This window comes from gamma proteobacterium symbiont of Scutellera amethystina (assembly GCF_059730845.1).
In genome coordinates, this window is the sequence record NZ_AP035935.1 from 665028 (window position 1) to 689721 (window position 24694).

Annotated in this window: 20 protein-coding genes, 1 tRNA gene and 1 pseudogene; 14 read left to right on the forward strand and 8 right to left on the reverse strand. The window is 49.1% G+C overall.

The annotated features are described in order from the left end of the window. The gene (locus tag AC6I79_RS03100; protein ID WP_021314487.1) at positions 1-426 is read right to left on the reverse strand and encodes a GNAT family N-acetyltransferase; all 426 of its coding nucleotides are present in this window, start codon (positions 424-426) and stop codon (positions 1-3) included. Between the two features lie 120 nt (positions 427-546). On the opposite strand from AC6I79_RS03100, the gene pdxR reads away from it, so the two are divergent. Continuing rightward, the gene (gene pdxR, locus AC6I79_RS03105) at positions 547-1926 is read left to right on the forward strand and encodes a MocR-like pyridoxine biosynthesis transcription factor PdxR (protein WP_498027553.1); all 1380 of its coding nucleotides are present in this window, start codon (positions 547-549) and stop codon (positions 1924-1926) included. 109 nt (positions 1927-2035) lie between these two features. Here pdxR and AC6I79_RS03110 read toward each other — a convergent pair whose 3' ends face one another. Next, positions 2036-2551 (reverse strand): YjjA family protein, encoded by a 516-nt coding sequence (locus tag AC6I79_RS03110; RefSeq protein WP_021506733.1) that lies wholly within the window; start codon positions 2549-2551, stop codon positions 2036-2038. A 249-nt stretch (positions 2552-2800) separates the two neighbouring features. Between AC6I79_RS03110 and AC6I79_RS03115 the strand changes: the two genes are divergently transcribed. The 5 genes from AC6I79_RS03115 (at position 2801) to AC6I79_RS03135 (ending at position 6832) form a co-directional block, all read left to right on the forward strand. After that, positions 2801-2885: transfer RNA gene (locus AC6I79_RS03115), tRNA-Leu, on the forward strand. 164 nt (positions 2886-3049) lie between these two features. Further along, positions 3050-4309: a tyrosine-type recombinase/integrase gene (locus tag AC6I79_RS03120; RefSeq protein WP_498027554.1), complete on the forward strand. Its 1260-nt coding sequence runs from the start codon at positions 3050-3052 to the stop codon at positions 4307-4309. A 155-nt stretch (positions 4310-4464) separates the two neighbouring features. Then, a complete protein-coding gene (locus AC6I79_RS03125) occupies positions 4465-5160 on the forward strand; it encodes a DNA-methyltransferase (protein WP_498027555.1) in 696 nt (231 codons plus the stop codon). A 9-nt stretch (positions 5161-5169) separates the two neighbouring features. Next, positions 5170-5553: a hypothetical protein gene (locus tag AC6I79_RS03130; RefSeq protein WP_498027556.1), complete on the forward strand. Its 384-nt coding sequence runs from the start codon at positions 5170-5172 to the stop codon at positions 5551-5553. A 1-nt stretch (position 5554) separates the two neighbouring features. After that, complete coding sequence (locus AC6I79_RS03135) at positions 5555-6832, forward strand: DUF6575 domain-containing protein (RefSeq protein WP_498027557.1); 1278 nt, start codon at positions 5555-5557, stop codon at positions 6830-6832. A 303-nt stretch (positions 6833-7135) separates the two neighbouring features. Here AC6I79_RS03135 and AC6I79_RS03140 read toward each other — a convergent pair whose 3' ends face one another. The 3 genes from AC6I79_RS03140 to AC6I79_RS03150 are packed head-to-tail and all read right to left on the reverse strand — an operon-like array spanning position 7136 to position 8687. Further along, on the reverse strand, positions 7136-7414 hold the full coding sequence (locus AC6I79_RS03140; RefSeq protein WP_498027558.1) for an ogr/Delta-like zinc finger family protein: 279 nt from the start codon (positions 7412-7414) through the stop codon (positions 7136-7138). Next, the gene (locus AC6I79_RS03145; RefSeq protein ID WP_498027559.1) at positions 7414-7965 is read right to left on the reverse strand and encodes a phage polarity suppression protein; all 552 of its coding nucleotides are present in this window, start codon (positions 7963-7965) and stop codon (positions 7414-7416) included. Before AC6I79_RS03145 ends, AC6I79_RS03140 begins: the two co-directional genes overlap by 1 nt. Beyond that, positions 7962-8687 (reverse strand): phage polarity suppression protein, encoded by a 726-nt coding sequence (locus AC6I79_RS03150; RefSeq protein ID WP_498027560.1) that lies wholly within the window; start codon positions 8685-8687, stop codon positions 7962-7964. Before AC6I79_RS03150 ends, AC6I79_RS03145 begins: the two co-directional genes overlap by 4 nt. A gap of 546 nt (positions 8688-9233) precedes the next feature. Here AC6I79_RS03150 and AC6I79_RS03155 point away from each other — a divergent pair. From AC6I79_RS03155 to AC6I79_RS03190, 8 genes and pseudogenes are all read left to right on the forward strand, one after another. After that, a complete protein-coding gene (locus AC6I79_RS03155; RefSeq protein ID WP_498027561.1) occupies positions 9234-9500 on the forward strand; it encodes a helix-turn-helix transcriptional regulator in 267 nt (88 codons plus the stop codon). Beyond that, positions 9497-9706, forward strand: a complete 210-nt coding sequence (locus AC6I79_RS03160; RefSeq protein WP_058781897.1) for a hypothetical protein — start codon at positions 9497-9499, stop codon at positions 9704-9706. The genes AC6I79_RS03155 and AC6I79_RS03160 overlap by 4 nt, the downstream gene beginning before the upstream one ends. Positions 9707-9713: 7 nt before the next feature. Then, on the forward strand, positions 9714-10253 hold the full coding sequence (locus tag AC6I79_RS03165; RefSeq protein WP_498027562.1) for a host cell division inhibitor Icd-like protein: 540 nt from the start codon (positions 9714-9716) through the stop codon (positions 10251-10253). Continuing rightward, entirely contained in the window at positions 10250-10474 is a 225-nt protein-coding gene (locus tag AC6I79_RS03170) for a hypothetical protein (RefSeq protein ID WP_498027563.1), read from the forward strand. Before AC6I79_RS03165 ends, AC6I79_RS03170 begins: the two co-directional genes overlap by 4 nt. Next, on the forward strand, positions 10471-10794 hold the full coding sequence (locus tag AC6I79_RS03175; RefSeq protein ID WP_498027564.1) for a DUF5375 family protein: 324 nt from the start codon (positions 10471-10473) through the stop codon (positions 10792-10794). The genes AC6I79_RS03170 and AC6I79_RS03175 overlap by 4 nt, the downstream gene beginning before the upstream one ends. A gap of 11 nt (positions 10795-10805) precedes the next feature. After that, positions 10806-13142 carry a phage/plasmid primase, P4 family gene (locus AC6I79_RS03180; RefSeq protein ID WP_498027565.1) on the forward strand — a complete coding sequence of 779 codons (2337 nt, stop codon included), beginning with the start codon at positions 10806-10808 and terminating at the stop codon, positions 13140-13142. Between the two features lie 854 nt (positions 13143-13996). Next, the gene (locus tag AC6I79_RS03185) at positions 13997-15427 is read left to right on the forward strand and encodes a caspase family protein (protein WP_498027566.1); all 1431 of its coding nucleotides are present in this window, start codon (positions 13997-13999) and stop codon (positions 15425-15427) included. Between the two features lie 664 nt (positions 15428-16091). Then, positions 16092-17386, forward strand: a pseudogene (locus tag AC6I79_RS03190) (tyrosine-type recombinase/integrase). 210 nt (positions 17387-17596) lie between these two features. Here the strand turns inward: AC6I79_RS03190 and AC6I79_RS03195 are convergent. The 3 genes from AC6I79_RS03195 to AC6I79_RS03205 form a co-directional block, all read right to left on the reverse strand. After that, entirely contained in the window at positions 17597-20617 is a 3021-nt protein-coding gene (locus AC6I79_RS03195) for a DEAD/DEAH box helicase (protein ID WP_498027567.1), read from the reverse strand. A gap of 201 nt (positions 20618-20818) precedes the next feature. Beyond that, complete coding sequence (locus tag AC6I79_RS03200) at positions 20819-21016, reverse strand: hypothetical protein (protein WP_159377931.1); 198 nt, start codon at positions 21014-21016, stop codon at positions 20819-20821. 244 nt (positions 21017-21260) lie between these two features. Next, on the reverse strand, positions 21261-24464 hold the full coding sequence (locus AC6I79_RS03205) for an Eco57I restriction-modification methylase domain-containing protein (RefSeq protein WP_159377930.1): 3204 nt from the start codon (positions 24462-24464) through the stop codon (positions 21261-21263). Positions 24465-24694: the final 230 nt, after the last annotated feature.

Below are 24694 nucleotides of genomic sequence, written 5' to 3' on the forward strand. Positions count from 1 at the left end.
TCATACGATAGAGCGATAAAAATGCAGGCCGAGCGCCTGATAGCCGCAGCGCTGATAAAACGCCTGCGCCCGGGTGTTACTGATTGCGGTATCCAGCACCATGCGGCTGCAGCCGTACTCACGCGCCAGCACCGCTAAGCCGTCGAGCAGCGCGGCGCCGAAGCCCTGACCGCGCAGCGCGGGATCGCTCACCAGGTCATCGACGTAGCAGAAGCTGCCGTGGATAAAATTCTCCAGCAGGCGATAACCGGCCAGCACCGCTGGCTGTCCCTGATGTTCGATACCGGCGAGGCGATAACCCTGCGCCTGCTGACGCTGCGCCTGGGCGATAAACTGCGCCTCATCCGCCAGCCGCCCGCGCAGCGCACGCATCAGCGGGTAGCAGCGCGCGAGTTGTTCTGCGGTGGCGTAATGCACAATCTTCATGGCTGTCATCCGTATTGCGGGGGAAATGCCTGCATCTTAAACTTCTATGTCTGAGCGAACAGGGCCATTACGCGTGAAAACAGGTAGGACATAGCGCCGTGGCTGAGAAAGGAGTGACGCGTGGGTTACAAAGAGATTTACCAGCGCTTCCGGCAGCAGATCCTTGCCGGACAGCTCCGGCCGGGCGACCGCGTACCGGCGATCCGCATGCTGGCGGGCGAGCTGCAGGTGGCGCGTAAAACGGTGGAGGCCGCCTATGAAATCCTCATCGGCGAAGGCTATTTTGTCAGCCAGGGCGCGAAGGGCACGCGCGTTAATCCGCAGCTGAAGCTGGCGAGCGCAGCCACGCCACCGCGCGCACCGGCGACGACGCCCGCGCTGCTGCCGGTGACCGAGGGCAAAGGCGAGCTGCGGCTCGGCATCCCGGCGCTGGACGAGTTTCCGCACAAGAAGTGGCGGCTGATGTCGGCGAAAGCGGCGCGCAGCCTGCGGCCGAACGAGATGATGATACCGCCGGTGATGGGGTATGCGCCGCTGCGGGCGGCCATCGCCAGCTACCTGAACATTTCGCGCGGCCTCAACTGCCAGCCGGAGCAGATCTTCATCACCAGCGGCTACCGCGCCAACCTGCGGCTGATTCTGGCGGTGCTGGCGCAGCCGGACGACAAAGTGCTGTTCGAAGATCCCGGCTACTTCTTTGGCCAACAGCTGCTGAAGCGCATCGCGCCCAACCTGCACTATGTGCCGGTGGATGGGCAGGGCGTCGACGTGGATTATCTGCTGCGCTATCACGCCGACGCGCGCTTTGCGGTGGTGACGCCAACGCACCAGAGCCCGCTGGCGGTCAGCCTGTCGCTGCCGCGCAAGCATCAGCTGCTGGCGTGGGCGCAGCAGCATGACAGCTGGATCATTGAGGATGATTACGACGGCGAATTTCACTACACGCGTAAGGTGATTCCGGCGCTGAAAAGCCTGGATGTGCACGACCGGGTGATCTACACCGGCACCTTCAGTAAAACCATGATGCCGGCGATGCGCATCGGCTATCTGGTGATGCCGCAGCACACGCTGGCGCAGTTCGGCGAGCTGGGCGAGATTCTGGAAACCGGCCTGCCGCTGCTGCCGCAGAAAATCCTAGCGCAGTTCCTCAGCGAAGGGCATTTTTATCGCCACATCAAGAAGATGCGCATCCTGTATCAGCAGCGCCGCCGCATGATGCTGGAGGCCATCGAAGCCAGCTTTCCGGGGCTGTTTACCTTTGAGCTGACCGACGGCGGTATGCACATCGTGGCATTTCTGCGGCGCGGCACGCAGGACGTGGCGCTGGCGACGCTGTGGGCGCAGCAGGCGTTGTACGTGCGGCCGCTGTCGGGCTGGTACGCGCAGACGCAAAAGCGCTATGGCCTGGTGATTGGCTACACCAATATTCAGTCGTTTGAACAGGCGAGGACGCTGCTGGCGCGCGTGGCGGATGCGACGCTGACGTTGTTGAGGGCTTAGCGGCTACGTGGCGAGAGAAGAGGGCGCGGGGGACAGCCCGCGCCGGCTGGCATAAGGTGAGCGGCGATTCAGACGGCAGGAAGGCGGCCTCTGAACCCGCGCGAAGGAATCACATGCCGATGTATTTTTTGCCCTGCTTCAGCACCACATCGCAGGCTTTGGTTTTCAGCTTCTCACCCATCGGCGAGTTGCTCAGGCTCTGCAGATTCAGCTGCTGACCGTTGCCGGTGTTCAGCAGGCCCTGCAGCCCCTGCTGGTAATCGGTTTTCTGCTGCTGCGCGGTGGTGCTGCTCAGGCCCAGCTTGCTCAGCACCTGATCTTTCACCGACTTCACGTTGTTATCCACCACGTTGTGCTGCACGCAATATTCCATCACGCCGGCGGCGTTGGTCATACTGTTGGCGCTCACCGCTTTATCGCCGCCGTTCAGCAGGCCGCTGAGCGAAGAGAGCGACAGTCCGCCGTTCTGCGTGTTGCTGGTGGCGGTGTTGCCGCTGTTCTGCTGCGACAGCTGCGATGCGGCGCTGCTCAGCTGATCCTGCCAGCTCGCCGCCGATGCGCTACCGGCCACCAGTGCCGCCGCGATACCCCATCCCCAAACTAACCGTTGTGTTGCTTTTTTCATCTCAACCTCGTTGTGCTTATACGTCTGACTGCGTCAGTTGTGGTTAAGAGGCATGCAGCGGCAGAAAGTTCCGGAGAAGTGGCCGCCGCGCGCGTGTTTGGGAGTGTTCCGGAGGCGACTGCCGGGGTTTTGCGCAGCGTTTTTGGCAGCGCTGCTTTTTTCGACGCTTAGCGCACATCCCCATCGATTCCGGTTGCGCCGCAAGCGCGTAACGGTATAATCGCCCACGTTTTCCGCATCCTCTTCAGTGCCGAAGTGGCGAAATCGGTAGACGCAGTTGATTCAAAATCAACCGTAGAAATACGTGCCGGTTCGAGTCCGGCCTTCGGCACCAGTATCCTGTCCATCCTCATCCGAGGAAGTCAAAAAAAACCTTTAAAATCAATATGCAGGCTGATTTTGTTATCCGGCGTCGTCCGAGCACATCCATTGCAATCCAGACCCCGCTGGGGGCATAATTGGGGGCATCCCCACTTCGATAAGAAATGTGCCCCCAAAATGAAGCTGAATGCCCGCCAGGTAGATACTGCAAAGCCTAAAGAAAAAACCTATAAAATGGCCGATGGCGGCGGTTTGTATCTTGAGGTCACGACTAAAGGATCAAAATACTGGCGTATGAAGTACCGACGGCCAGCCGACAAAAAAGAAGACCGACTTGCCTTTGGAGTCTGGCCGACAGTCACGCTTGCTGAGGCGCGTGCTAAGCGTGACGAAGCTAAAAAGATGTTAGGGCAGGGGATTGACCCCAAAGCTGAACAGAAAGAAGCCCAGGCTGAAAACGCCGGGGCTTATACTTTTGAAACGATCGCCCGCGAATGGCATGCGAGCAACAAGCGCTGGAGCGATGATCATCGCTCACGAATTCTGCGCTACCTTGAGCTGTATATTTTTCCTCATATTGGTTTAGCAGATGTCCGTAAGCTTAAAACCAGCCAGCTCTTGGCACCTATCAAGGCCGTTGATGCCAGTGGCAGGCATGACGTCGCACAACGTCTTCAGCAGCGTGTTACGGCGATAATGCGCTATGCCGTGCAGAACGATTACATAGAATCTAATCCCGCTCTTGATATGGCTGGGGCACTTTCTACGGTCAAGGCCCGCCATTACCCCGCATTACCGTTCAGTCGTTTTCCTGAGTTTTTTGAGCGCCTTGCCGCATATCGTGGACGAATTATGACGCGTATTGCTGTAGAGCTTTCATTACTGACTTTTGTCCGTTCCAGTGAGCTGCGCTTTGCCCGGTGGGATGAGTTCGATTTCGAAAGAGCCTTATGGCGGGTTCCTGCACAACGAAAAGAGATAGAAGGAGTTCGTTACTCTCACCGTGGCATGAAGATGAAAGAGGAGCATCTTGTACCGCTAAGCCGTCAGGTTTTAGCCTTGTTAGAAAAGCTGAAGCAATTAAGCGGTGATAACGAGAGACTCTTTCCCGGCGATCATGATCCCAAAAAAGTCATGAGCGAAAACACAGTTAACAATGCTCTGCGCGCTATGGGGTATGACACTAAGACCGAGGTTTGCGGGCATGGCTTCAGGACAATGGCACGTGGTGCGTTGGGTGAGTCGGGGTTATGGAGTGATGATGCGATAGAGCGGCAAATGAGTCATTCAGAACGAAATAATGTTCGTGCTGCATACATTCATACATCTGAGCATTTGGAGGAACGGCGCTTGATGATTCAATGGTGGGCTGACTATTTGGAATTTAATCGAGTGCGTTATGAGTCACCATATGACTATGCAAAGAGGGAAATTTGAAGTATTTCTCATTCAATACAGTTGTTTATGATTACTTCGTTAGGAATAGGCAATTCTCATGGTGCTTTTAATACTGAAAGTGTTGTGTATTCAAACAGTTTGAAAGGGGGGCTGTATATATATACAATACATTCAAAGCCTATAGGGAAAAACATATGAGTCATCTTTTCGAAGATAATAATAAATTCAAATTAAATCAAATGGATGCGGTTGATTATCTAAAGTCTTTAGACGATGGCTCAGTAGATTTAATGATTACAGATCCAGCTTACGAGTCATTAGAAAAACATCGTAAGGTTGGTACTACTACTAGGTTGAAAGTTAGTAAAAGCTCAAATAATCAATGGTTTGAGATATTCCCAAATAGTAGGTTTGAAGAATTATTCGCTGAGGTTTTCAGAGTACTCAAAAAAAATAGTCATTTTTACCTATTTTGCGACCAAGAAACCGCATTTTATGTAAAACCGATAGCAGAAATGTCGGGTTTTAAGTTCTGGAAACCTTTGATTTGGGATAAGCAACGGATTGGTATGGGTTATCACTACCGTGCTAGATATGAGTTCATACTTTTCTTTGAAAAGGGCAAAAGGAAGTTGAGTGACTTATCAATTCCAGATGTTCTGACCTGCCCACGAATTTTGAAAGGTTATCCTACTGAAAAACCAGTAAGCCTTATGGAAATTTTAATCAAACAGAGTAGTATTACTTCAGAAATTATCTGTGACCCTTTTATGGGCGCTGGCCCAGTTGGAGAGGCGGCTCTTAGAAATGGTCGGCTTTTCTTGGGCAATGACCTTAGCTCGGATGCATACAGTATAGCTATGACGAGGTTGAGTCCATTTAAATTATAAGGAAGTTTTATGGATTACGCAGAGTACCCTTGGCCTGGTGATTTTCCTGATTTTGTGCCCCCTGCTGACGCTACCCCGGCGGAAGGAGAAGCATTTCGACTTGTCGTAAATGATCCTCCGGTGCCTAAAGATTTTGTAGGACACAATCAGGAACCCCATAAAAAAAAGGGGGCAAAATTGAAAGCAAATGACTTTGGTACTTCAATGTATCGTGATCTTCAACAGGCGATAATCTGTAGAAATTTTCATGTTGCTTTGAACAGTAAGAAGATAGCTAAGGGTACTTTGCAGCCTTTCTATGGGAAAATCTCGACGCCTAATAAAAAAACTCATTTTGAAGCGTGGTTGAGATTACGTACCGGAATTGAACAAAATTTTAAGGTTATAGAATAATATGTATTACTTACCGGAGACTAAAGAGCTTGGTAAGCTTTCCATTCAAAAGGTATATAGTTTTTACGATGTGCCTAGAACATTTTTAGCTGAAAATACTAAAAGTAGGCTTAATTATTTGGTTTATTGGTTTGCTGAAAACGAAACTGAAGATAGTTGGTATTATGCGCCGGTAAATGAGATGGAAATTAAAAACCTTGAGTCTGGATTTATTCAGGTTCGGGATTTTTTCTTGAATAAGAACTTAACTGTTTTGGCAACGCCATATGATCTTTCAGAGGCGAGGCTTTCTTATTTAAATCCTAAAGAAGTTAGTCTAAATACTTTACCCCCTGCTGGGTATTTTGTTTGTCTTGATGAAGATGGCGAGTTTTCAGTAGACTTTGAAGATGAGAAAGAAAGTCTAAGCAACGTACATGAAATTAGAATATTTCGTGATCGCAGTGAAAAAAATATTGATTGGGAACCAATACAAAAAATAATAAACTCATGGAACTCATTGTATGGAAAGGTTTCTAAGATGATGTTTGGGGAGGGGGGGTCTCTTGTGCCTTATACATCTTCTATCGGATCATATAAGTCTAAGTTTATCGCTGAAAAAAATGATGTATTCATTGGTAATATGATTGACTTCATTGAAGCGATTAAATCCCCTGATGCTGATATCAATTCCCTCGTAGATCTGGGTGTTGATCTGGATGATTTTGAGGCTTTACTTTCTAATCTACGTACTTACAATTATAAGCTTGAAGTTAAGGCTAACACCGGAGCTTCACTTTTTGTAATTGATGCAAAAAAATTAGCAACGGAGCAAGAAAGAATCCAAGAGCATAATCAGAGATATTTCTCGAGCGATCTTGTTCCACAGGCAGATGATATACACAGAATAGTGAAGCTTGTTGATTGTGCAGCTAGAAGCGAATTGTTCAACGAGGAATCTGAAGGAATTACGCCTCGGCAGATAAATTATTATAAGCATGCAGCGAGATTGCTTGGGTTGATTAAAAATAATGGATTCGTGCTTCAGCCTTTGGGATGGAAAGTTTTTTATGCTTCCGAACATTCAGAAAAAATGTCTCTTATCGCTGATGCTTTTGAAAATACGATCTGTGGTTGGGCATGGATGAAATTTTGTAATGTTGAAAAAATCATCGATATTGATGAAACGACAGCAGCAGACTTCCTGATAGAAAAAGCAAATGGTTTATCTGTGGACACTGCTAAGCGCCGATCAAAAACTCTTCAAGCATGGGCCACAGAGTTTAAAGAGGCGCGATAGAATGGCTTGTAGGCCCTGCATTAAGCAGGGCTTTTTTTGTCTTAAACAAAGTCTTCACTGTTGAATCTCATTGCGCGCACTCGTACCCCCGCCACGCCTGCCCGCTTTATGCAGTGGTTTTCATGCACCTGCATGAATGGTGCCGCGCCGCACCCGGCATGGCCTGAACGGGCATAAGCGGGGTGCAAAAACTCATGCGTTTTCATGCAGCATAGACATGCACTCGCGAATAGAGAGTCCTGCCAGGGAAAAGGCCCACAAAAAACCGGCGCTGTGGCCGGCTAAGGTAAGGGGCTTAAGGTTTCAGGCAGGGGATTGCTGCCGGCTGGACAGTTTACTGGCAGAACCGTAGCGCCCCAGCGTCTGCGGCTGGCGCGCCGCGCTCAGCGTTTCCGCTGCGGGTTCCGGTTCGGCAGGCTTCTGCGGCTTCACGATGATTTTCTCGACGCTCTCCAGCGCGGTGAACGTGCAGGAGCAGTCGAGTTTCTGGCACTGATACCAGGTGCGCTTGACGGTCGCGGACTCGTAGGCGCTGGTGCGGGTGTGTGCGGTGGTGCCGCACGCCGGGCATTTCAGGGCCATTACGCGTCCTCCTGCGGCAGCCGGCTGAGGCGCTGCGCAAAGCGCTGGTGCTGTGCCGGCGTGTAGCTGCCCTCACAGTCGCGCAGCATCCCGGCCTCCGGAGACAGGCCCGTTTCGGCCAGCGCGTCCTTATAGGCCGCCGACACCGCCGGGCGCGCCCGCTGCACCTCACGGGCCACGGCGCTGCGCAGCAGCCGGGCGGCTACCTCCAGCCCGCCGGGGCCGTTCAGGAACGGGGCCAGCGCCGAAGTCAACGCCGGGCCGTGCTCGCGCATAAAGGCGCTGAGCGCGTCCTCCGTGCAGGCTTCCAGCACAATCCGCTGCGCATACACGCCCTCGCGGGCGGCGCAGTTAATCTGCCAGTCCAGCACCGCGATGCGCTCGCGCAGCGCCGGCACCCGTTCACTGTAATCAGTCTGCTTTTCACCGGCTGACAGCAGGGCGCTGAGCGCCGTTTCCGCGTCCTGACGCGCGGTCAGGTGCGCCTGCCACCGGCTGCGGGCGGCGCGAAACTGGTCCAGCGCCTGTGCGGGTGTGGTTGCAACGGTCATTGTGCCTGCTCCTTCTGCACCATTTCGCGGCGGACCAGCATTTTGTGACGCGCTGCGGGCGAGGGGCTTTTTCTGAAGTCATCGTGCGCCCCGCGCGCCGGGAAGATGCCTGCCAGCTTAAACACGGCGTCTTCCTCCGGCAGGTCGTCGCGCATCAGCGCCGGGTCGGTGATGTGGCGCGTGATAAAATTTTTCAGCACCGTTTCCGGGTCGTTAACGGCGTGCACCGTGCCGGTTCCGTCGCTGGCCTGACGCCCCAGCGTGATTTTCAGCAGGCTCAGCGTCTGGATCAGCTGCCGGCCGTGCGCCTCCATAAACGCCTGCCAGAGCTGCATGGCGCGAAGGTTCACCATGTCATTGTGGGCGCTGATGTAGTCTCTGGCGAGGTCGGCCGTCTCCCACGGCAGGCGCTCATTTTCCTGCGCGTGCAGCGCCAGCAGGGCGTCGAACTCCTCCAGCGCCTCGCGGTCCAGCGCCACCTCCGCGCGCAGCTTCTTCATCTCCGGCGTCATCACGCCGCCGCTCTCGCGGAACAGCCGGCGCCATTCGTCGTTCTGTGCGGCCGCGTTCGTCTCGGTTTCGGCGCGGCGCTGACGGATGGTGTCCCCCTGTAAGGCGGCGGCCTCCTGTTTACTGCGTGCATCAAGCCATGCGGCCTTTGCGGTGCTGACTTTTTCCAGCGCAGCCTGCGTGCTGGCGGGAAAGGCGGTGATGTCGGTCATAACGGGTTCCTGTCAGGTCGGTTTTGGTAAGTCAATTGTGCCGGGGCTGGCACAGGCGCTGCTACCTGACGGCGTTGTGTGACGGACCAGACAAAAGCTTTCCTTCTGGCGAGCCAGGAAAAGGTCTCACGAAAGCCTGTTATCCGCTTTCAGTTTTATATAAATCCTTCACCATCCTTCACTTGAAAGAAAAAGAGAGTAAATACAGTAAATTAAGGGGTGAAGAATCAGATAATGATTGTTCACCCGCTGTTCACCATTCTTCACCAGCCTGATTCCGGCGACCCGGAATGATTAATGTTTATTGCTATTAATAAATTATTTTTGAGAGTCTGAGGCTATATGAAAAGCCGGGCCCGGCACTATCCGGTACTACCCGTTACTACTCGTTAAGAGTGGTTAACACTGTGCGAAATTCAGGCAGATTGTGTCAGCCACAGCACGCGGCCGCCCTGTTGCGCTGGCCGTAAATATGCTGAAAATAAAGCGCTACCCGACGCTGCACGTAACCGTGCGGCACTTAATGGACTCAGAAAGAGGTAGCTTATGCACACGGCTTTATCCGCGCACTCAACCGCCCCGGCGGCCCCCGTTATGCCGGCCATTGCCCCGGTTCAGGAGCGGTTTATGCGCCTGCCGGAGGTTATTCACGTCTGCGGCCTGTCCCGCTCGACCATTTACGACCTCATCAGCCGCAGCGCCTTCCCGGCGCAGGTGTCGCTCGGCGGCAAGAACGTGGCGTGGATGGCAAGTGAGGTCAGCGCCTGGATGAACGAACGCATCGCCGCGCGCGGTCAGGAGCGTGAAGCATGATCCGGCTGAACATTGGCGGTACGTCGCACGACCTGTCCGTGGAGGACGCAAAGCAGCTGGCGCTGGCCATTGCCGCTGAGGTGGACATGCCGGGCCAGCCGCAGCGCTTTCGCGGCACCGGCATCGCCTTCAGCATTGAGCGCAGCACGGCTCCCGCAGACCCGCAATCTCCTTCCCGCGCCGGCATCACCCTCACGAACTGCTGAGGTGCGTATGCCGCTCTCTTCCCTCACTCCCGGCTTGCGCGCCGGGGGCTTTCCCTGGTACAGTAATTCCGCTGTCGCAAAATCGGCAGCCGGGATTGGCGTCCTGAGCAACTCAATGGCGACACCAGACGCGCCTTGCGTCTTTTTTTGTGTCTTAGCCTCAGTGCACCCATTTTTCGGGCGGCGGTTGTGTTTACGCTGTGCCTGTCGAGTAATGGTGGCCCGGGCGGGGGCTTCTCACGAAGCGCCGGTATCCATTGAGGCCGGTTACGCCAACCCCGTTCGGGCTACCACCAGTGAAATTGGCGTTTCCGGTGGTGGCGTTAACCGCTACTCAGTGGAGACTGCCCCTATGGCTACCGTCCTTCATTCCCCGCACCCTCAGTTTGTCTTCGTTTTCGCCGCCGTGCGCCGCTGTGAGCGCCACAGCCGCGTGCTGATGCTCCGCGCCACCGCCGCAGACGAGCGCGCCGCGCGCCGGCTGCTTGCCCGCGACTACGTGCTGTCTTTTGCCTGCCGCCTGCCGGTGACGGAGGTGCGCGCATGAGCCCCGTTACGATTTCCGACGACGACCTGATGCGCCTGGAGCACCTGCGCAACGCCGGGCGCTTCGTGTCCGACATGACCCGGCTTCAGGACTGCCACGAAGCGCCGCCGCCCGCGCAGCGCGCGCAGCTGGCCTCGCTGGTCTTCCTCATCACCGAACAGCTCGACGGCGTGATCGCCCGCTGCCACGACAGCCTGATGAACGACGGAGTGACATCATGAAAATCCGCACGCTTTCCCCCGACCTCCGCGCCGCGCTGGCCCGCCGCGCGGTTGCCTGCGCCTGGCTCACCCTGTGCCGCGAGCAGCAGCGCTACCCCGGCCTGACGCTGGCGCGCCTTGAGCACGCCATCGAGTGCGAGCTGGAGGGGTTCTATCTGCGCCAGCACGGCCGCCGGCGCGGGCAGGAGATTGCCTGCGCCCTGCTGGACGACCTGCTGGCCGCCGGGCCGCTGAAGTCGGCCCCGTGCCTGAGCTTTTTAGGCCAGGTGGTGATGGACGAGCTGAGCGGGCGCATTCACGACGCGCGGCCGCTGCACTGAGGGACAACCAAATGAAAATGACCGTATCAGACGCGGCGAAGGCCGCGCGTGGCCAGTGGCCCCGCATCCTGCCCGCGCTGGGCGTGAAGGTGGTAAAAAACCGCCATATGCCGTGCCCGGTGTGCGGCGGAACAGACCGCTTCCGCTTTGACGACCAGGAGGGGCGCGGCACCTGGTATTGCAACCAGTGCGGGGCCGGCGACGGCATGGACCTTGTACAAAAGGCGCTCAGCATTAACCTGACCGAAGCCGCCGAACGCGTGAACGTCCTGACCGGCAGCCTGCCGCCGGCGGATGCGTCCGCTGACGTTGTCGCTGAGGCCGGGGATAACGACGCCGCCCGCGCCGCCGCCGCGACGCTCGCGCAGCAGCTGGTCAGCACCGCGCAGGCGGTCAGCGGTAATGCCTACCTGTCGCGTAAGGGCTGGCCGGCGCAGCGCAGCCTGACTCTCTCGAAGCCGCAGAAAGTGGCCCTGACGACCTTCCGTCCCGGCGACCTTATCGTGCCGCTGCAGGACATGGCCGGCGCGCTGGTCAACGTGCAGCTGATTAACGCGGAGGGCGTCAAGCGCACCCTGAAGGGGGGACAGGTAAAGGGGGCGTGCCACGTGTTCGGCAGCGCCGGCAGTAATGCCAGGCGCATCTGGCTGGCCGAGGGCTTTGCCACCGGCCTGACGGTGCACAACCTGACCGGTGACGAGGTGTGGGTTGCGCTGTCGTCCGCGAACCTTCTTTCCCTGGCCGGCCTCGCCCGTGAAAAGCACCCGTCGCTGCCGCTGGTGATTGCCGCCGACCGCGACCTGAGCGGCGACGGCCAGCGCAAAGCGCAGCAGGCCGCCGCGGCCTGTAACGGGGCCGTGGCCCTGCCGCCCGTGTTCGGCGACTGGAACGACGCGTATACGCAGCACGGCGAAGCCGTAATCCGGCAGGCGCTGGCTGAGGCCGCCGCGCCGCCCGCTGTCAGCCCGTTTGACGTCATGAGCGAGGCGGAGTTTTCGTCCATGAGCGCCAGCGAAAAGGCGGAGCGCGTGGCGGAACACTACCGCAGCAGTCTGGCCGTGGACGCCAGCGGGGAAATTCTCTGCCGCTACGAGGCCGGGGCGTGGAAGGTGATTTCCGGCAACCAGTTCGGGCGCGACGTGGCGAAGCTGTTCCAGCGCCTGCGCGCGCCGTTCTCGGCGGGTAAGGTGGCGGGCGTGGTGGACACGCTGAAGCTGATGCTGCCGCAGCAGGCCGCGCCGCAGCGCCAGCTTATCGGCTTTCGCAACGGCGTGCTCGACACCCGCACCGGCGCGTTCAGCCCGCACCGCCGGGAAAACTGGCTGCGCACCATCAGCGACGTGGACTACACCCGCCCGGTGGCGGGCGAGACGCTGGAGTACCACGCGCCGCACTTCTGGCAGTGGCTCGACCGCGCCGCCGGGCGCAGCGCGGAGAAGCGCGACATCATTCTGGCCGCGCTGTTTATGGTGCTGGCGAACCGCTACGACTGGCAGCTGTTTCTGGAGGTCACCGGCCCCGGCGGCAGCGGCAAGAGCATCATGGCGGAAATCGCCACCATGCTGGCCGGGCCGGACAACGCCGTGTCGGCCACCATTGAAACGCTGGAATCCTCGCGCGAGCGCGCGTCCGTTATCGGCTATTCGCTCATCCGCCTGCCCGATCAGGAGAAGTGGAGCGGCGACGGCGCGGGCATCAAGGCGATTACCGGCGGCGACGCGGTCTCGGTGGACCCGAAGTACAGGGACGCCTACTCGACCCACATCCCGGCGGTGATTCTGGCCGTGAACAACAACCCGATGCGCTTCACCGACCGCAGCGGCGGCGTGTCCCGTCGCCGGGTGATTCTGCACTTCCCGGAAATCATCCCGGCGAACGAGCGCGACCCGCAGCTGAAGGAGAAGATACAGAACGAGCTGGCCGTTATCGTCCGCCAGCTGATGCAGCGGTTCAGCCAGCCGCAGGACGCCCGCGCGCTGCTTCAGTCGCAGCAGAACTCCGGCGAGGCGATGCGCATCAAGCGCGACGCCGACCCGATGGTGGACTTCTGCGGCTACCTGTTTGCGACGGCTGAGCCAAACGGCCTGCACATGGGCAACGCCAGCATCCGCCCCCTGCAGCCGAAGCGCTACCTGTATCACGCCTATCTGGCCTACATGGAGGCGAACGGCTACCGTAACCCGCTCAGCATGAAGTCGTTCAGCCAGGCGCTGGAGAGCATCCTGCGCGAGTACGGGCTGAACTACCTGAAGCGGCGCACCAAGTCAGGCATACAGACCAACCTTGACCTGACGGACGACAGCAGCGCCGACTGGCTGCCAAAGTGCGATGATCCCATAGCGATATGACTAACCAGAACCGGCGAAAGCCGGTTTTTTTACGTCCATGCTTCACCCCCGATGAAGGATTTCTGTCACTCTACACCCATCCATCATCACGTAACTATATGTTAAATATAAATAAAAATGAAAGATGTAGAGTGTGAAGGATTCTTTGTGAAATCTTTATTTACACCAGTGCTTCTTTGGTTTGGTGCGTAATTGCACCTAACTTGAAGACCCATTCGCAATTTACTTGGCGACACTTTGCAAATTAGTTGATAACCGCATACAAAATCTGGCCGTACAGATTTGACGGTGAAAGGGGTTTATCTGAGCGTCTGCTGTTTGCCAAGAGCGGGCGTTGCAACACTACCACACGTTAAGGATTTTTATACGGATAAATTAGAATGTTCGCACCGGGCCTGGATATGGGGATATGGCAGAACTGTGGTCTAAACGCCTGAAGTGGTTACGGGATGTTGAACTGGCGGCGGAATTTGGTTTCCGTAGTGGAGAGCCTTGCTAGGAAGATCATATACTGGATCACCTGGCCGGTTAAAAAGGATCAGTTGCCGTTAATAACAAAGCCCCTTCAGTTGTATGTGACGAAAACATGCAGTAGGATAAATCAGGTTTAACATACAACAACCCTGTAAACCCAAGCTGCCAAAATACATATTAGGATGGGTAAAATAAATCCCTGATAAAGAGTGTCGAGTTTTAATGTGATTTTTTGAGAGTTAAAGTTGGCCTGCAAAGAGAATTTCAGTAGTAAAGAATGCTTTTAAAAAACGGATTACCACAACTGCTAGCCAGAAAGGCATCTGTAGCGTTTAAACGCTTACATATAATAAGATTTCAAACATCCAAATGGAGGATACATGTCTCGACTGAACGCTCTTGTTATAGGTAATTCAGATTATGAATTCAGTAACAACCTGCCAAACCCTGCTAACGACGCAGAAGATATTAGTGAAGTTTTGATTAAAGGAGGTTTCACCGTCAACAAGTTGATTAATGCCACCCTTAGAGAAATGAAGGCTGCAATCAAAGAACTCGAAGAAACTTCAAACGATGGTGGCGAGATATCCCTTTTCTTCTTTGCAGGACATGGCGCTGAAGTTAATGGTAAAAACTATCTCATTGCAAAAGACACCGTAGCTGATGATGAAGCCGATGTCGAGCATGGGGCCTTAGGTTTAAATGAGGTTCTTACTCGCATGGAGCCGAAAGGAAATGATACCCGTACCAGCATTATAATTCTCGATGCATGCAGAAATAATCCATTTATTAGGAAATGGAGGGGTGTGCCACGAGATTTAGCTCCTGTTTATGCGCCCAAAGGTACGTTAATCGCTTATGCAACCTCACCAGGGCAATTTGCAGATGACGGTTCTGGACGTAATGGAAGTTACACAGAGGCGTTACTAAAACACATAGAAACTCCTGATGTACCTATCGAGGCGATGTTTAAAAGGGTAAGAAATACCTTAGCGGCTACAACCCGTCAAAAGCAGACCTCTTGGGAGCATACATCTTTATCTGGCGAGTTTTATTTTAATTTAAGCGTGGCTGCTAGAATTTCAAGCTATAGTTCTTCTGCCGTTAAAGATAGCGATTTTATTCTTGATGAAACGAAGTGGAGCCATAGAATAATTACATCGCTCAAAGTTAGGAACTGGTACACTCAAAACCCAGCGATAAGTGATATATCGCCCGATAAAATAAACCAAGCTGGAAGCGATAGCCTTTTTGTTTTAGGTAGAAATATACTCCAAGCCGCCGATGGAAACTCAAACATGGCGTGTGAATTCATCAGTGCATTTAAGGATAAAACTAAAGGTGTTAGAGCCGATAAGGTTAAAAATCTCTTAGATGGAATTATATTTGAAATTTTCTTTAATTCAGACGGAGAACTAAGAGATAGATTCAAAAATAGTTTATTTAATGTTGTTTTCAATCTTGAGAAGTTTGCAATTTATAAAGACAGCTTTGATTTTATCTCTTCTGTTCTATTGCCTTATAGCTATAAATTCTTCGCAGTACCGGGTAAAAACCAACCTGTGACTGCAGATGTAACTTTGGATGAAAAACTCTTAGTAACAGAAGTGCATATTAATGGGCGTAATCGTCTTAAAGCAAATAGTGATTTTAATAATTTCAATGACAGATTGGATGAAGATGAAATCAAAGAAGAGATATCCAAGAAGGCGATGGTTCCATTTCGCTTGTTGAATATTGTATATAATAAATCATTGCCCAAAGGTACAGAAGTTGAACTCCCATATAGATGCACCATAACCAATGATTAAGTATTCAGTCAGAAATAATAAATAGAGCCCAAGTAACGGGTTCTATTTTTCGTCTCTAAGCGTTTTCTTGAATAAATCTGGTTTAGATAAAAAGTATCTCTTTCCTTTGCAAGTACCCCTGTAATCCGAACCATTCTCTTTTAGAGAATATCCAGAGAAAGGTTCAGTTATTCTTAGGGGTCAATGTCTGCTCCATGCTCAAAGCTGCCTATCAACTTAGTAAGGTTTTGTGTGCATTTTTAGATGGATAAGATCACAAGAAAAGCAAACAGGCAGTCAAGTAGAATGCAAATGGGTGGTCAGTTGAATGCAAACACCCTTTAGGATCCGCTGTTCGGAACCTAACCGGAGTAAGATAGATTAAAATTTATCCAATTATGTGAGGTTTCAACTGATAGGTGCAAAGTAATATGGGGGCATAAAAAGGGGCACTTTATGTTTTGTTTTTTATTTAATTGTTTAAATTCAAATGTTTGTTGTTGTTTTTGAGTCCGGCCTTCGCACCATCTGATGCAACTTAAGTCGCTTAGGAGCGGCTTTTTTTGTGCCTCAGATTCAGGCTCCGTAAGGCTTTCTTCGCTTTTCATTCAACCTAAGTCAACCTGATTCAATCCACATCAACTTACTGATGCGGATACAACTGCGGGTATTTCCCGGTTTGATAATGTTTGTATCCACACAGAACCCTTGGGAGGATAATCATCATGGCTTGAGTGATGTGAAGGTTCGTTCGGCTAAGCCTGAAGCAAAAGCCTATAAACTTACTGACGGTGAAGGCATGGTTTTGCTGGTTCACCCTAACGGCTCAAAATACTGGCGGCTTCGTTATCGTTTTGGCGGTAAGGAGAAGATGCGGGAGCTGGGAAAATATCCTGAGGTTTGATGGCTTATACCAAGGCACGCCGGGATGAAGCACGAAAGCTGTTAGCGAATGGCGTCTATCCAAGAGAGAACAAGAAAGCCGTTAAGGTAGAGCAGGAGCAAGAGGCGTTCACGTTTGAAGTGGTTGCCAGAGAGCGGCACGCCAGTAATGAGAAATGATCTTCAGTACATAGTTATCGTGTCTTAAAAAGTCTCGAAGATAATCCCTTTGCTGCCATTGGTAAGCGGAACATTGCGGAACTGAAGACACGGGATCTGCTTGTACCCATCAAAGCAGTCGAGTCATCCGGACGCCTTGAAGTCGCCGCCCGTTTGCAACAGCGAACTACCGCGATTATGCGCTTTGCTGTACAGAGCGGTTTAATCGACTACAACCCCGCGCAAGAAATTGCCGGTGCAGTTGCTACGGCGAAAAGACAGCATCGTGCGGCACTGGAGCTTAACCGTATACCTGAATTACTTCATCACATTGATCAATATTCCGGAAGACCATTAACCCGACTTGCTGCCGAACTTACCTTGTTAGTCTTTATCCGCTCAAGCGAACTGCGTTTTGCCCGCTGGTCAGAAGTCGATTTTGAAACGGCCATGTGGACGATCCCCGGTGAGCGTGAACCGCTAGACGGTGTTAAACATTTACAGCGTGGTTCGAAGATGCGGACTCCACATCTTGTTCCCTTATCGCGTCAGGCCTTAGCGGTTTTGGAAAGGATCAAAAGTATGAGCGGGAATCGAGAGCTGATCTTCGTTGGCGATCACGATCCGCGTAAACCGATGAGTGAGAACACGGTGAACAAGGCTCTACGAGTGATGGGTTATGACACAAAAACAGAAGTATGTGGACATGGTTTCAGGACGATGGCTTGTAGCTCATTAATTGAGTCGGGTCTATGGTCGAGAGATGCGGTAGAGCGGCAGATGAGCCATCAGGAACGAAACTCTGTTCGGGCCGCATACATTCATAAGGCGGAGCATCTGGGGGAGAGGAGGCTGATGCTGCATTGGTGGGCAGATTATCTGGATGCAAATCGGGAGAAGGGGGTTAGCCCGTTTGATTTTGCAAAGTTATCTGTATGACACTTCCTTTATTACATTAATATTAGTCTGCGGTGCTTCAATATCACGGAGTGAATTTAAGGTTATTGTGATTGCGAATGTTTGATGCGAGATAAATCATTGCTAATAAACTAATGATATATGGTTCTTTATAAGTCAGAGCCTGGTGGTTTTTATTGAATTGAAAAAGATGCCCCCACTTGATGGTGAGTTTGTGGGGGCATCTGTGAGCTAAGATGTGAATATTTTTATATCCACACCCATTTCATCAGCAGTACTTAGCCAATCTTCAATTAATTGGAATGCTTGTATTGTTTCAGATTGCTGGTCAGTATCCTTAGACATCTGCTGAATAAAATGCTGTTTAGAGAACGAATTGCCCATTACTATCCATATTTCCTTATTGCAAACTGGCGATTTTCTTCTTTCTGAAATTAGTTCCCAAGCTTTATCTTTAAGCTCGTTTTGTGTATCTGGAATAATTCCTTTTTTATTCAAAGCAAGCCGAAATCGTGAATTAAGTCGATGTTTTGCAGTTGGTGACGGCCATGGCTTATCCCAGATTGAAAAATTCCCAGGTAAGTTTTTGGTTGAGTGAGATATTAGGTATGATAAATTCTTTATTGCCTGACTTCCGACTTCTGCAATTGCTCCAGCAGATGATTTTGGCGAGCTTTGTGAATCCCCACATTTGACATGAATGAAGCATAATTTTTCGGGGGACGAAACGATGAAATCACAAGGTTCAGTGTTCATGTCTGTGCAAATAACAAGGTCACAATTGGGAATAAACGAATAGAAAGGCCCTAGCTCGGTAATGGTAGGATTATCATTTGAATAGTTACTTAATTGATCAATTAAATAAAAAATGGAATTTTTATCAAATTCTGTACTCGTAGTGTTAAAGTAAGACTCTTCTTTATTATACGCTCCCTTTTCGCTAAGTCCTTTAGATAACAGTTTTGGAATGCCAATAAGAGAGCGCCCAGCCCAGCTTTCTGCTGCACTAATACCTTTTTCACAAGGAAGTGAAAATTTATAAAATCTTTTGTCGCTGTATGTTGTTCCGTCCAAAAAGATTATGCGATAATAGTGATTGTTTAAATAAGAGACTATTTGGTCAATATCATCATTAGAATTTTCTTCATCCACTATTAAAGAGAAATTATGCTGTTCTTCTGAATATTTAGCAAAAAATTTAAATGATTGCGTTCCAATTAATAATTCACCACCTTCTTCATCTGAGTAAGCAATGTAGTAATAGTCGGGAGAGAATTCTTTCACAGAAATTAATTCTATATCAAAATTTGATAAGTCAAGAATAAGTGAAACTATTGGAGAGTTAGGTTTTTCATTAATAGGTTGTGAGTATGATTTTATTAATCGACCACTATTGGTATTTTCTTTAGACGTGCTTTCATCTATTTTTATTATCCATTCTGATAGGTCTTCGATGGTAAAATTGCGTTCCATTTGGTCAGAGACACGACCAGATCTAGCCCCTAAATAGAAACTACTATCATTTTTCCCTTGTTCATCCTTATTAACTACTTTCAATGTCGTTAGTGCATACATAGCATTACGCTGAGTGCTATTGATATTTTCTAGGTTTTTACCTTTTAAGGACATCGCTTCCGGTCTGTTTTTTGCTGCACCTATAGCTCTTGAGTGGGCCTCTTTTATTTCACGGACTTTAGTAGCTGCAGCTAATGCTGTTAACCTGTTGATATTTATGGGGTTGAAAAGATTAAGATCGATTCTATTTGCATACTTGACTCCAGCGCTATCAAAAATAGCTACGCTATTAGATAGCTCTTTAACTATTATGATTTCTAATTTAGGCTCAAAGAATAATTTGTCAGAAAGATACCTTGAGCTATTGAATGAGATGTATAAATATATGAATACATCATGATCATTGTTTATTTTTTTTACGAGTGAGCCTTGTGTATGTAGCTCCCAATATATCTTATCCAATAGAAGAGGTGTTGAGTAATTAGGTCCTTTTTCTATAAAACAAACAGATGCCAATGGTATTGATATATCATTCACATTTATAGATTGTAAATCTAACCTTTCTCTAAAACGACTTGAAAAGTAGCTGTATTCAGGGAAGTTATCAAGAAATCCTTTGATTAGATTAGTTGTACTTAGCGATTTTATAAAACCTTTTGAACCGACTGGTGTGGATATGTAATCATCAAATATACGGTAACTTTGCCACATTCTTTCATTGGATGAACTTGCTAAATCTATTACGGTTGGGTCTATTGAATTGTAATTTCTAACGACTCTCCCAATGGTTTGAACTAATTCTCTACCACTTCCAACCTGATAGGTTAAAACTAATAATTTTGCTTCAGGCAAGTCTACTCCTTCATCAAGTTTATGTTGGTGAATTAGTATTCTTATGTTGCCAGATTTTAATGCTGAGTTTACTGATTTGAATTTACCGCTAGCTTCATCATTTCCAAATGTCTCATGTATACTTGCTGTTTTATATTTTTTAGAAACCGCTTCGTGGTATAGTGATATATCATTTGCATCCTTGCATTTTATTATGCATTTTGTTTTTTCATTTTTTTTCAAAAAATTCTGTAATTCTCGAAGCATTCCATCCATTGAGTTAACTTGAATAAAATTTGGCTCAGTTATTATATTATCAGAGATCGCCTGTTTAAATGTAAATATAAAATAATCATCTAAGTCAACGTTTAATTCGAAAAGATCATTTCTATAAGGTGTTGCTGTGATGACGACTTTAATTGCACCTGATTGCCTTACAATTTCTCTCCATACGGGAGACGGTTCAGAATGACCTTCATCAATAATAATCAGGTCAAAGAACCTTTGTGTTTTAGAGAGGTCTTCTGGCGTTAACATAGATAGTTTTTGGAATGTTGAAATATATATACCTTCTTCACTCAAATTGTTAATGCTTTTAAAAACACTCTTTAATTTTATATTTGGATCGTTTAGCGTCACTCTAAAAAATTTATTGGAAACCTCTTTGTATAGTTGATCTTTAACCGCTCTTCTGTGACAGATAATTAAAATATTTTGCTCTTTACTTAAGTGAGAAATTAAACTTATGACACCGGTCTTACCTGCCCCTGTAGGCAAGTTTATTAGGAGTGCTTTATCGGTAACTTTTTTTTTCTTGAATTTAAAGAAAGTCTTAATAGCTTCCTCTTGACATCTTCTAATTTTCCCAGCAGAAGACTTCAAGTGTTTTGATAAAATATTTTGCATGCAATCTCCTTTACATATTCAAGTGATTTAAACTAACTCAATTATTATAAGAAGGTTTATCACCAATCATCTTGGCCCGCATTGAGATCTTCTCGAATCACATTTGTTAATATCTTGGAACAATGGGGTTTACGCAAGCTGCCTTAAGAGGCCATTCAAATGTAAATCATCAGCAGCTTGTTTATTACGTTCTACTAATATTCATTCTTGTCCTCCCCCATCATGCGGCATGCGTACAGTTACGCCACGGTGGTTGTAAACCCCAACTTCAACGTAAGTATCCACCACTCGGATTTTGGCAGACTCAAGAACATCGCAACTGGCTTTTGGGGGCCACATTTCATTTTTTGTTTCTTTTGAGGCAGAGAGAATCATGCCAATCTCATCATCATCTTTCACACTACGACCTACAAAAATTTAATAATTGACGAGTTTGTTTGACCCATGACATCAATACCGAAGAGTCATTATGACATCACAATACTTGTCTAAAAGATGAGCGTCAATGCCGAGCGTATTCTCGAGCGCTGGTTCTGAAGGGAAAAGTGCTGATATCATACTTATCGCGGGGGGCTGGTAAGATAGTCAAAACGCTACATTGTGGCGTTTTGACTATAAATATTTAACCTATGCGGAAAGGAAATTATTCGGGAAGTTTGTTACTCCATTTTGTCAATATTTCTTCAGCCAATTGTTTTGCTTCTTCCACGATAAATTTACGTTTCTCTCTATTGTGCTCCTGATGAGCAGACATAACTTTTTGTGCCAGAGCGATATGTCGATGCTCTTCTTTTCGAAACTCAGGCAAATCTAAGTGTTTGAACACGTCAGCAACCTGTATAGAAACATTATGTGCATCAATCCACTCTTGAACTGTTTGTGAATTCAAAAGCCCACATAAATAGTAAGCAGTTTCTTTGTCATCAAAAGCTGAAAAATAAACTTTATGATCAGGTATGTAGGGGCGAGTACCTAGCAAGGGAACATCAGCGCTTCCAGCTACAGCTGCATAGAATGACGAAGACATTTCAGGCCAGATGACCTTCCATGGCTTAAATGTGTAATCACCAACATTATATACGGCATGGAAAGGTGCACCTTTCATTTGTCTGCGATAAGTTGAACGTGCTTGCAGAATTGATTGAAATGAATCGAACCAAGCTGCAGTTTTTCTTAGCTCATACCTATTTAGACGTTCTTCTGCTTCAGCATACTCGGCAGTTGATATCCCAGTATTGGGCACAAATGTGTAAAGACGGTCTTTGTTGTCAAAATTAGGCGCATTGATTTTGAGATAGCACTCTTCAAAATCACCGGCCCCTTTAATAAGGGGATAGAGATCTGTAGGCTCTACCCAAGCCTGTTTAACCGGGCCTATATCTTTTTTACCAGCCTCTGGCCTACTTCGAATTTGGACATGAGTTTCATTCACGTTGAGGATAGGTACGAAGAAGACACCGTTAAGATCGGTCGTAATTCCCTTCCTACCCTTAGTCCATGAGCATTGACGAGATAAATATTTTATCGATTCAAATCGGTCTGGTGCTAATATCGCCCATGGTGAACCAGGCTCATTAACAGGAAAGGCCTCTTTTTCTTCATACTGGATAGTGCCCATGACCTCTTCAAGAGTCTGCGAAGATTTTATAGCCCGTCTTTTCCCGGCATTAGGACTCCAGACGCGATATGAGACGGGATATTCTGGCGTATTTTTGGACTTTTCAAAAACAGCAATCGTCGTGTGGTTACTGGCATCTTCAAAAGGCTTGAGACCTTTCATATCGTCAACGGATATCGGTTGAATATATAACGAGTCCTCGCGTGAAGGTTCGATTTTGAACGTTCTGAAACCAGCTGATGATGGATTTTTAAACAGTGTACCTGTAATGACAAACGCTAAACGTCCGCCATTGTTAAGCCATTTGTCTGCGACCGTATAGGTGATCATAGCGGAAATATCTAGCTCATTGCCACCGTGCATTCGAGTATTCGAGAATATCCCGTATTGCTCGCAGGTCGGTTTTACACGCTCACGATATAAGTCTGGTAATTTAGACCATCTCACCCATGGCGGATTACCAATCACTAAGTCGAAATGTCCTGCAGTAGCTGACCAGAAAAAGTTTCTTACAATCCTGAACCATATTCCGTTCCAATTCTGACGATGCAAATTCAATATTTGATCGTATGTGTAACGCAGAGGAGCATCCCATTCTTTGAGCTGATCATCGGAAAAATAATTCCCTTTCCTAACCTTTTCCATAGACTCATCAAAATCGAGTCCCAGTTCGACATCTTTACCCATGCGATCAAACATGACATCAAGGTTGATGCGATCAAGCGCTAGTGCAGCTGGCAAGTGAATATCAAGTTTTGCAAACTGACTGCCAATACGATACTGAATGATGGAGTCAGAGGCTTTAGGTGTCGACGCTGGGGAATATATCGCATCAGCCATTAGAACTGGGACCTCCAATTCTTGGCCCGGGCATTGCGATAATAAATCGGCGACTTCAATAAGAAAGTTTACTCTTGCCGTCTGTACAGCTAGTGGATTGAGATCAAAACCCCATACGGTGTCACAGACAAGTTTCAATGTTTCCCTAGCGCTGAGATTTTTCTCTTTGGCTAATTGACGCTTATTGCGAATAACAGCCAATAAAAAGGCCCCTGATCCACAAGTTGGGTCAAGGACTCTTTTTGTCATAAGACTAGGATCACTAACTTTATTCAAGGTAAAGTCAACTAGCCAGTCTGGTGTATAAAATTCACCTAGACTCTGACGCAATTTACCCGGGACTAATCCGTGATACAAATCACGTAACACGTCACGTGTCTGAGAGAGCTGATCAAGACGATAAAGTGATAAGACAGAAAGTAAGCGTCTTAGGGTTGGTAACAATTCAGGGACCGTATTCAAGCTGGCTACGTCGAGGTACCAACTGAAAATGGCTTCCTCAACGAAGCCATTAATTCCTGCCTCTTGGAAAAGAGTGGAGCGTTCTATCGCTGAACTTAGGAATTCAAGCATCTGAGCATCATTTTTCAATGCAGCCATGCTTTGCGCTGGCTGTTGTATTGACGTCAGCCCATGTGCTGAGATTATCTCCGCTGCCAGCAGTTTTATCAGCATTGAGTTGTAGGTATGAAGAACGAAGAGCCGCGCAGAGATAGAATCTGATGGTGACCCAGACCAGGTAAATTTCAGCTCTTTCGCAATGGCTTCAGCTTGTACTATGGAGAGGTCAGCAACCTGACCGTATAAAATGCGCCACTCGGCAAAGAGCATTTTTAATTTGTTATTTCCGCTGATGGCAAGTTGTTGAGCAAGCCCATCGGAGAGTTGCTGCATGAAAGCTCTAGCGTTAGCAGAGCCATGACTAAAATCAGCGAGTAAGTTTTCTGTAGTAAGTCCTTTACGAGTATCTGATCGAAGAGCATCAACTACCATTTCTACGGATTCGGGAGAAAATGGCATCAAGTGTTGGGTATTGATCTCACCATTAATAACTTGGGCAAAACAAATATGTTCTCCATCTATCGCAATACCAATAAAGTCTGACTCAGGGATTTTTGTATCTGTTGCTTTTTTTACTATATAAGGTAGCAGTCGCTCTTTAGTGGCATTCAGGAACGCGGGACTGTCTTTTTTGCCTTTAAAGTATCCAGGTGCTTTGTATTCGATTATGACGTGATTGTAACTAGCATCATTACGATCACGTTCGGCAAATAGATGCAATCCAGTTGCATCTTCCAGAGCTTTGTTCCAAGCAAACCGGACTTCTTCTTCACCCTTCCATGGCTGAAGACGTTTTTCTTGAATGGAGTTGTATGCGGATTGCTTCATGTAATGGGGCCTAGTAGCAAAGAAAAGTGTGCAACCGAGCATTATGATCTCTACAGAGGCCAGCTTCAAGATTTATTGCTCTGGTATGTCTGATCTTACATGCGGAATGTGGGCACGGCTTGAAGCTCTGGGTTTCAAACTGTTCCGGGTCCAGAGCGCCATAGGCACTGTGACTACGTATATTATTGTAATCACACTTAATTTTATTGTAGCTGAGGGGGCAGATGCGT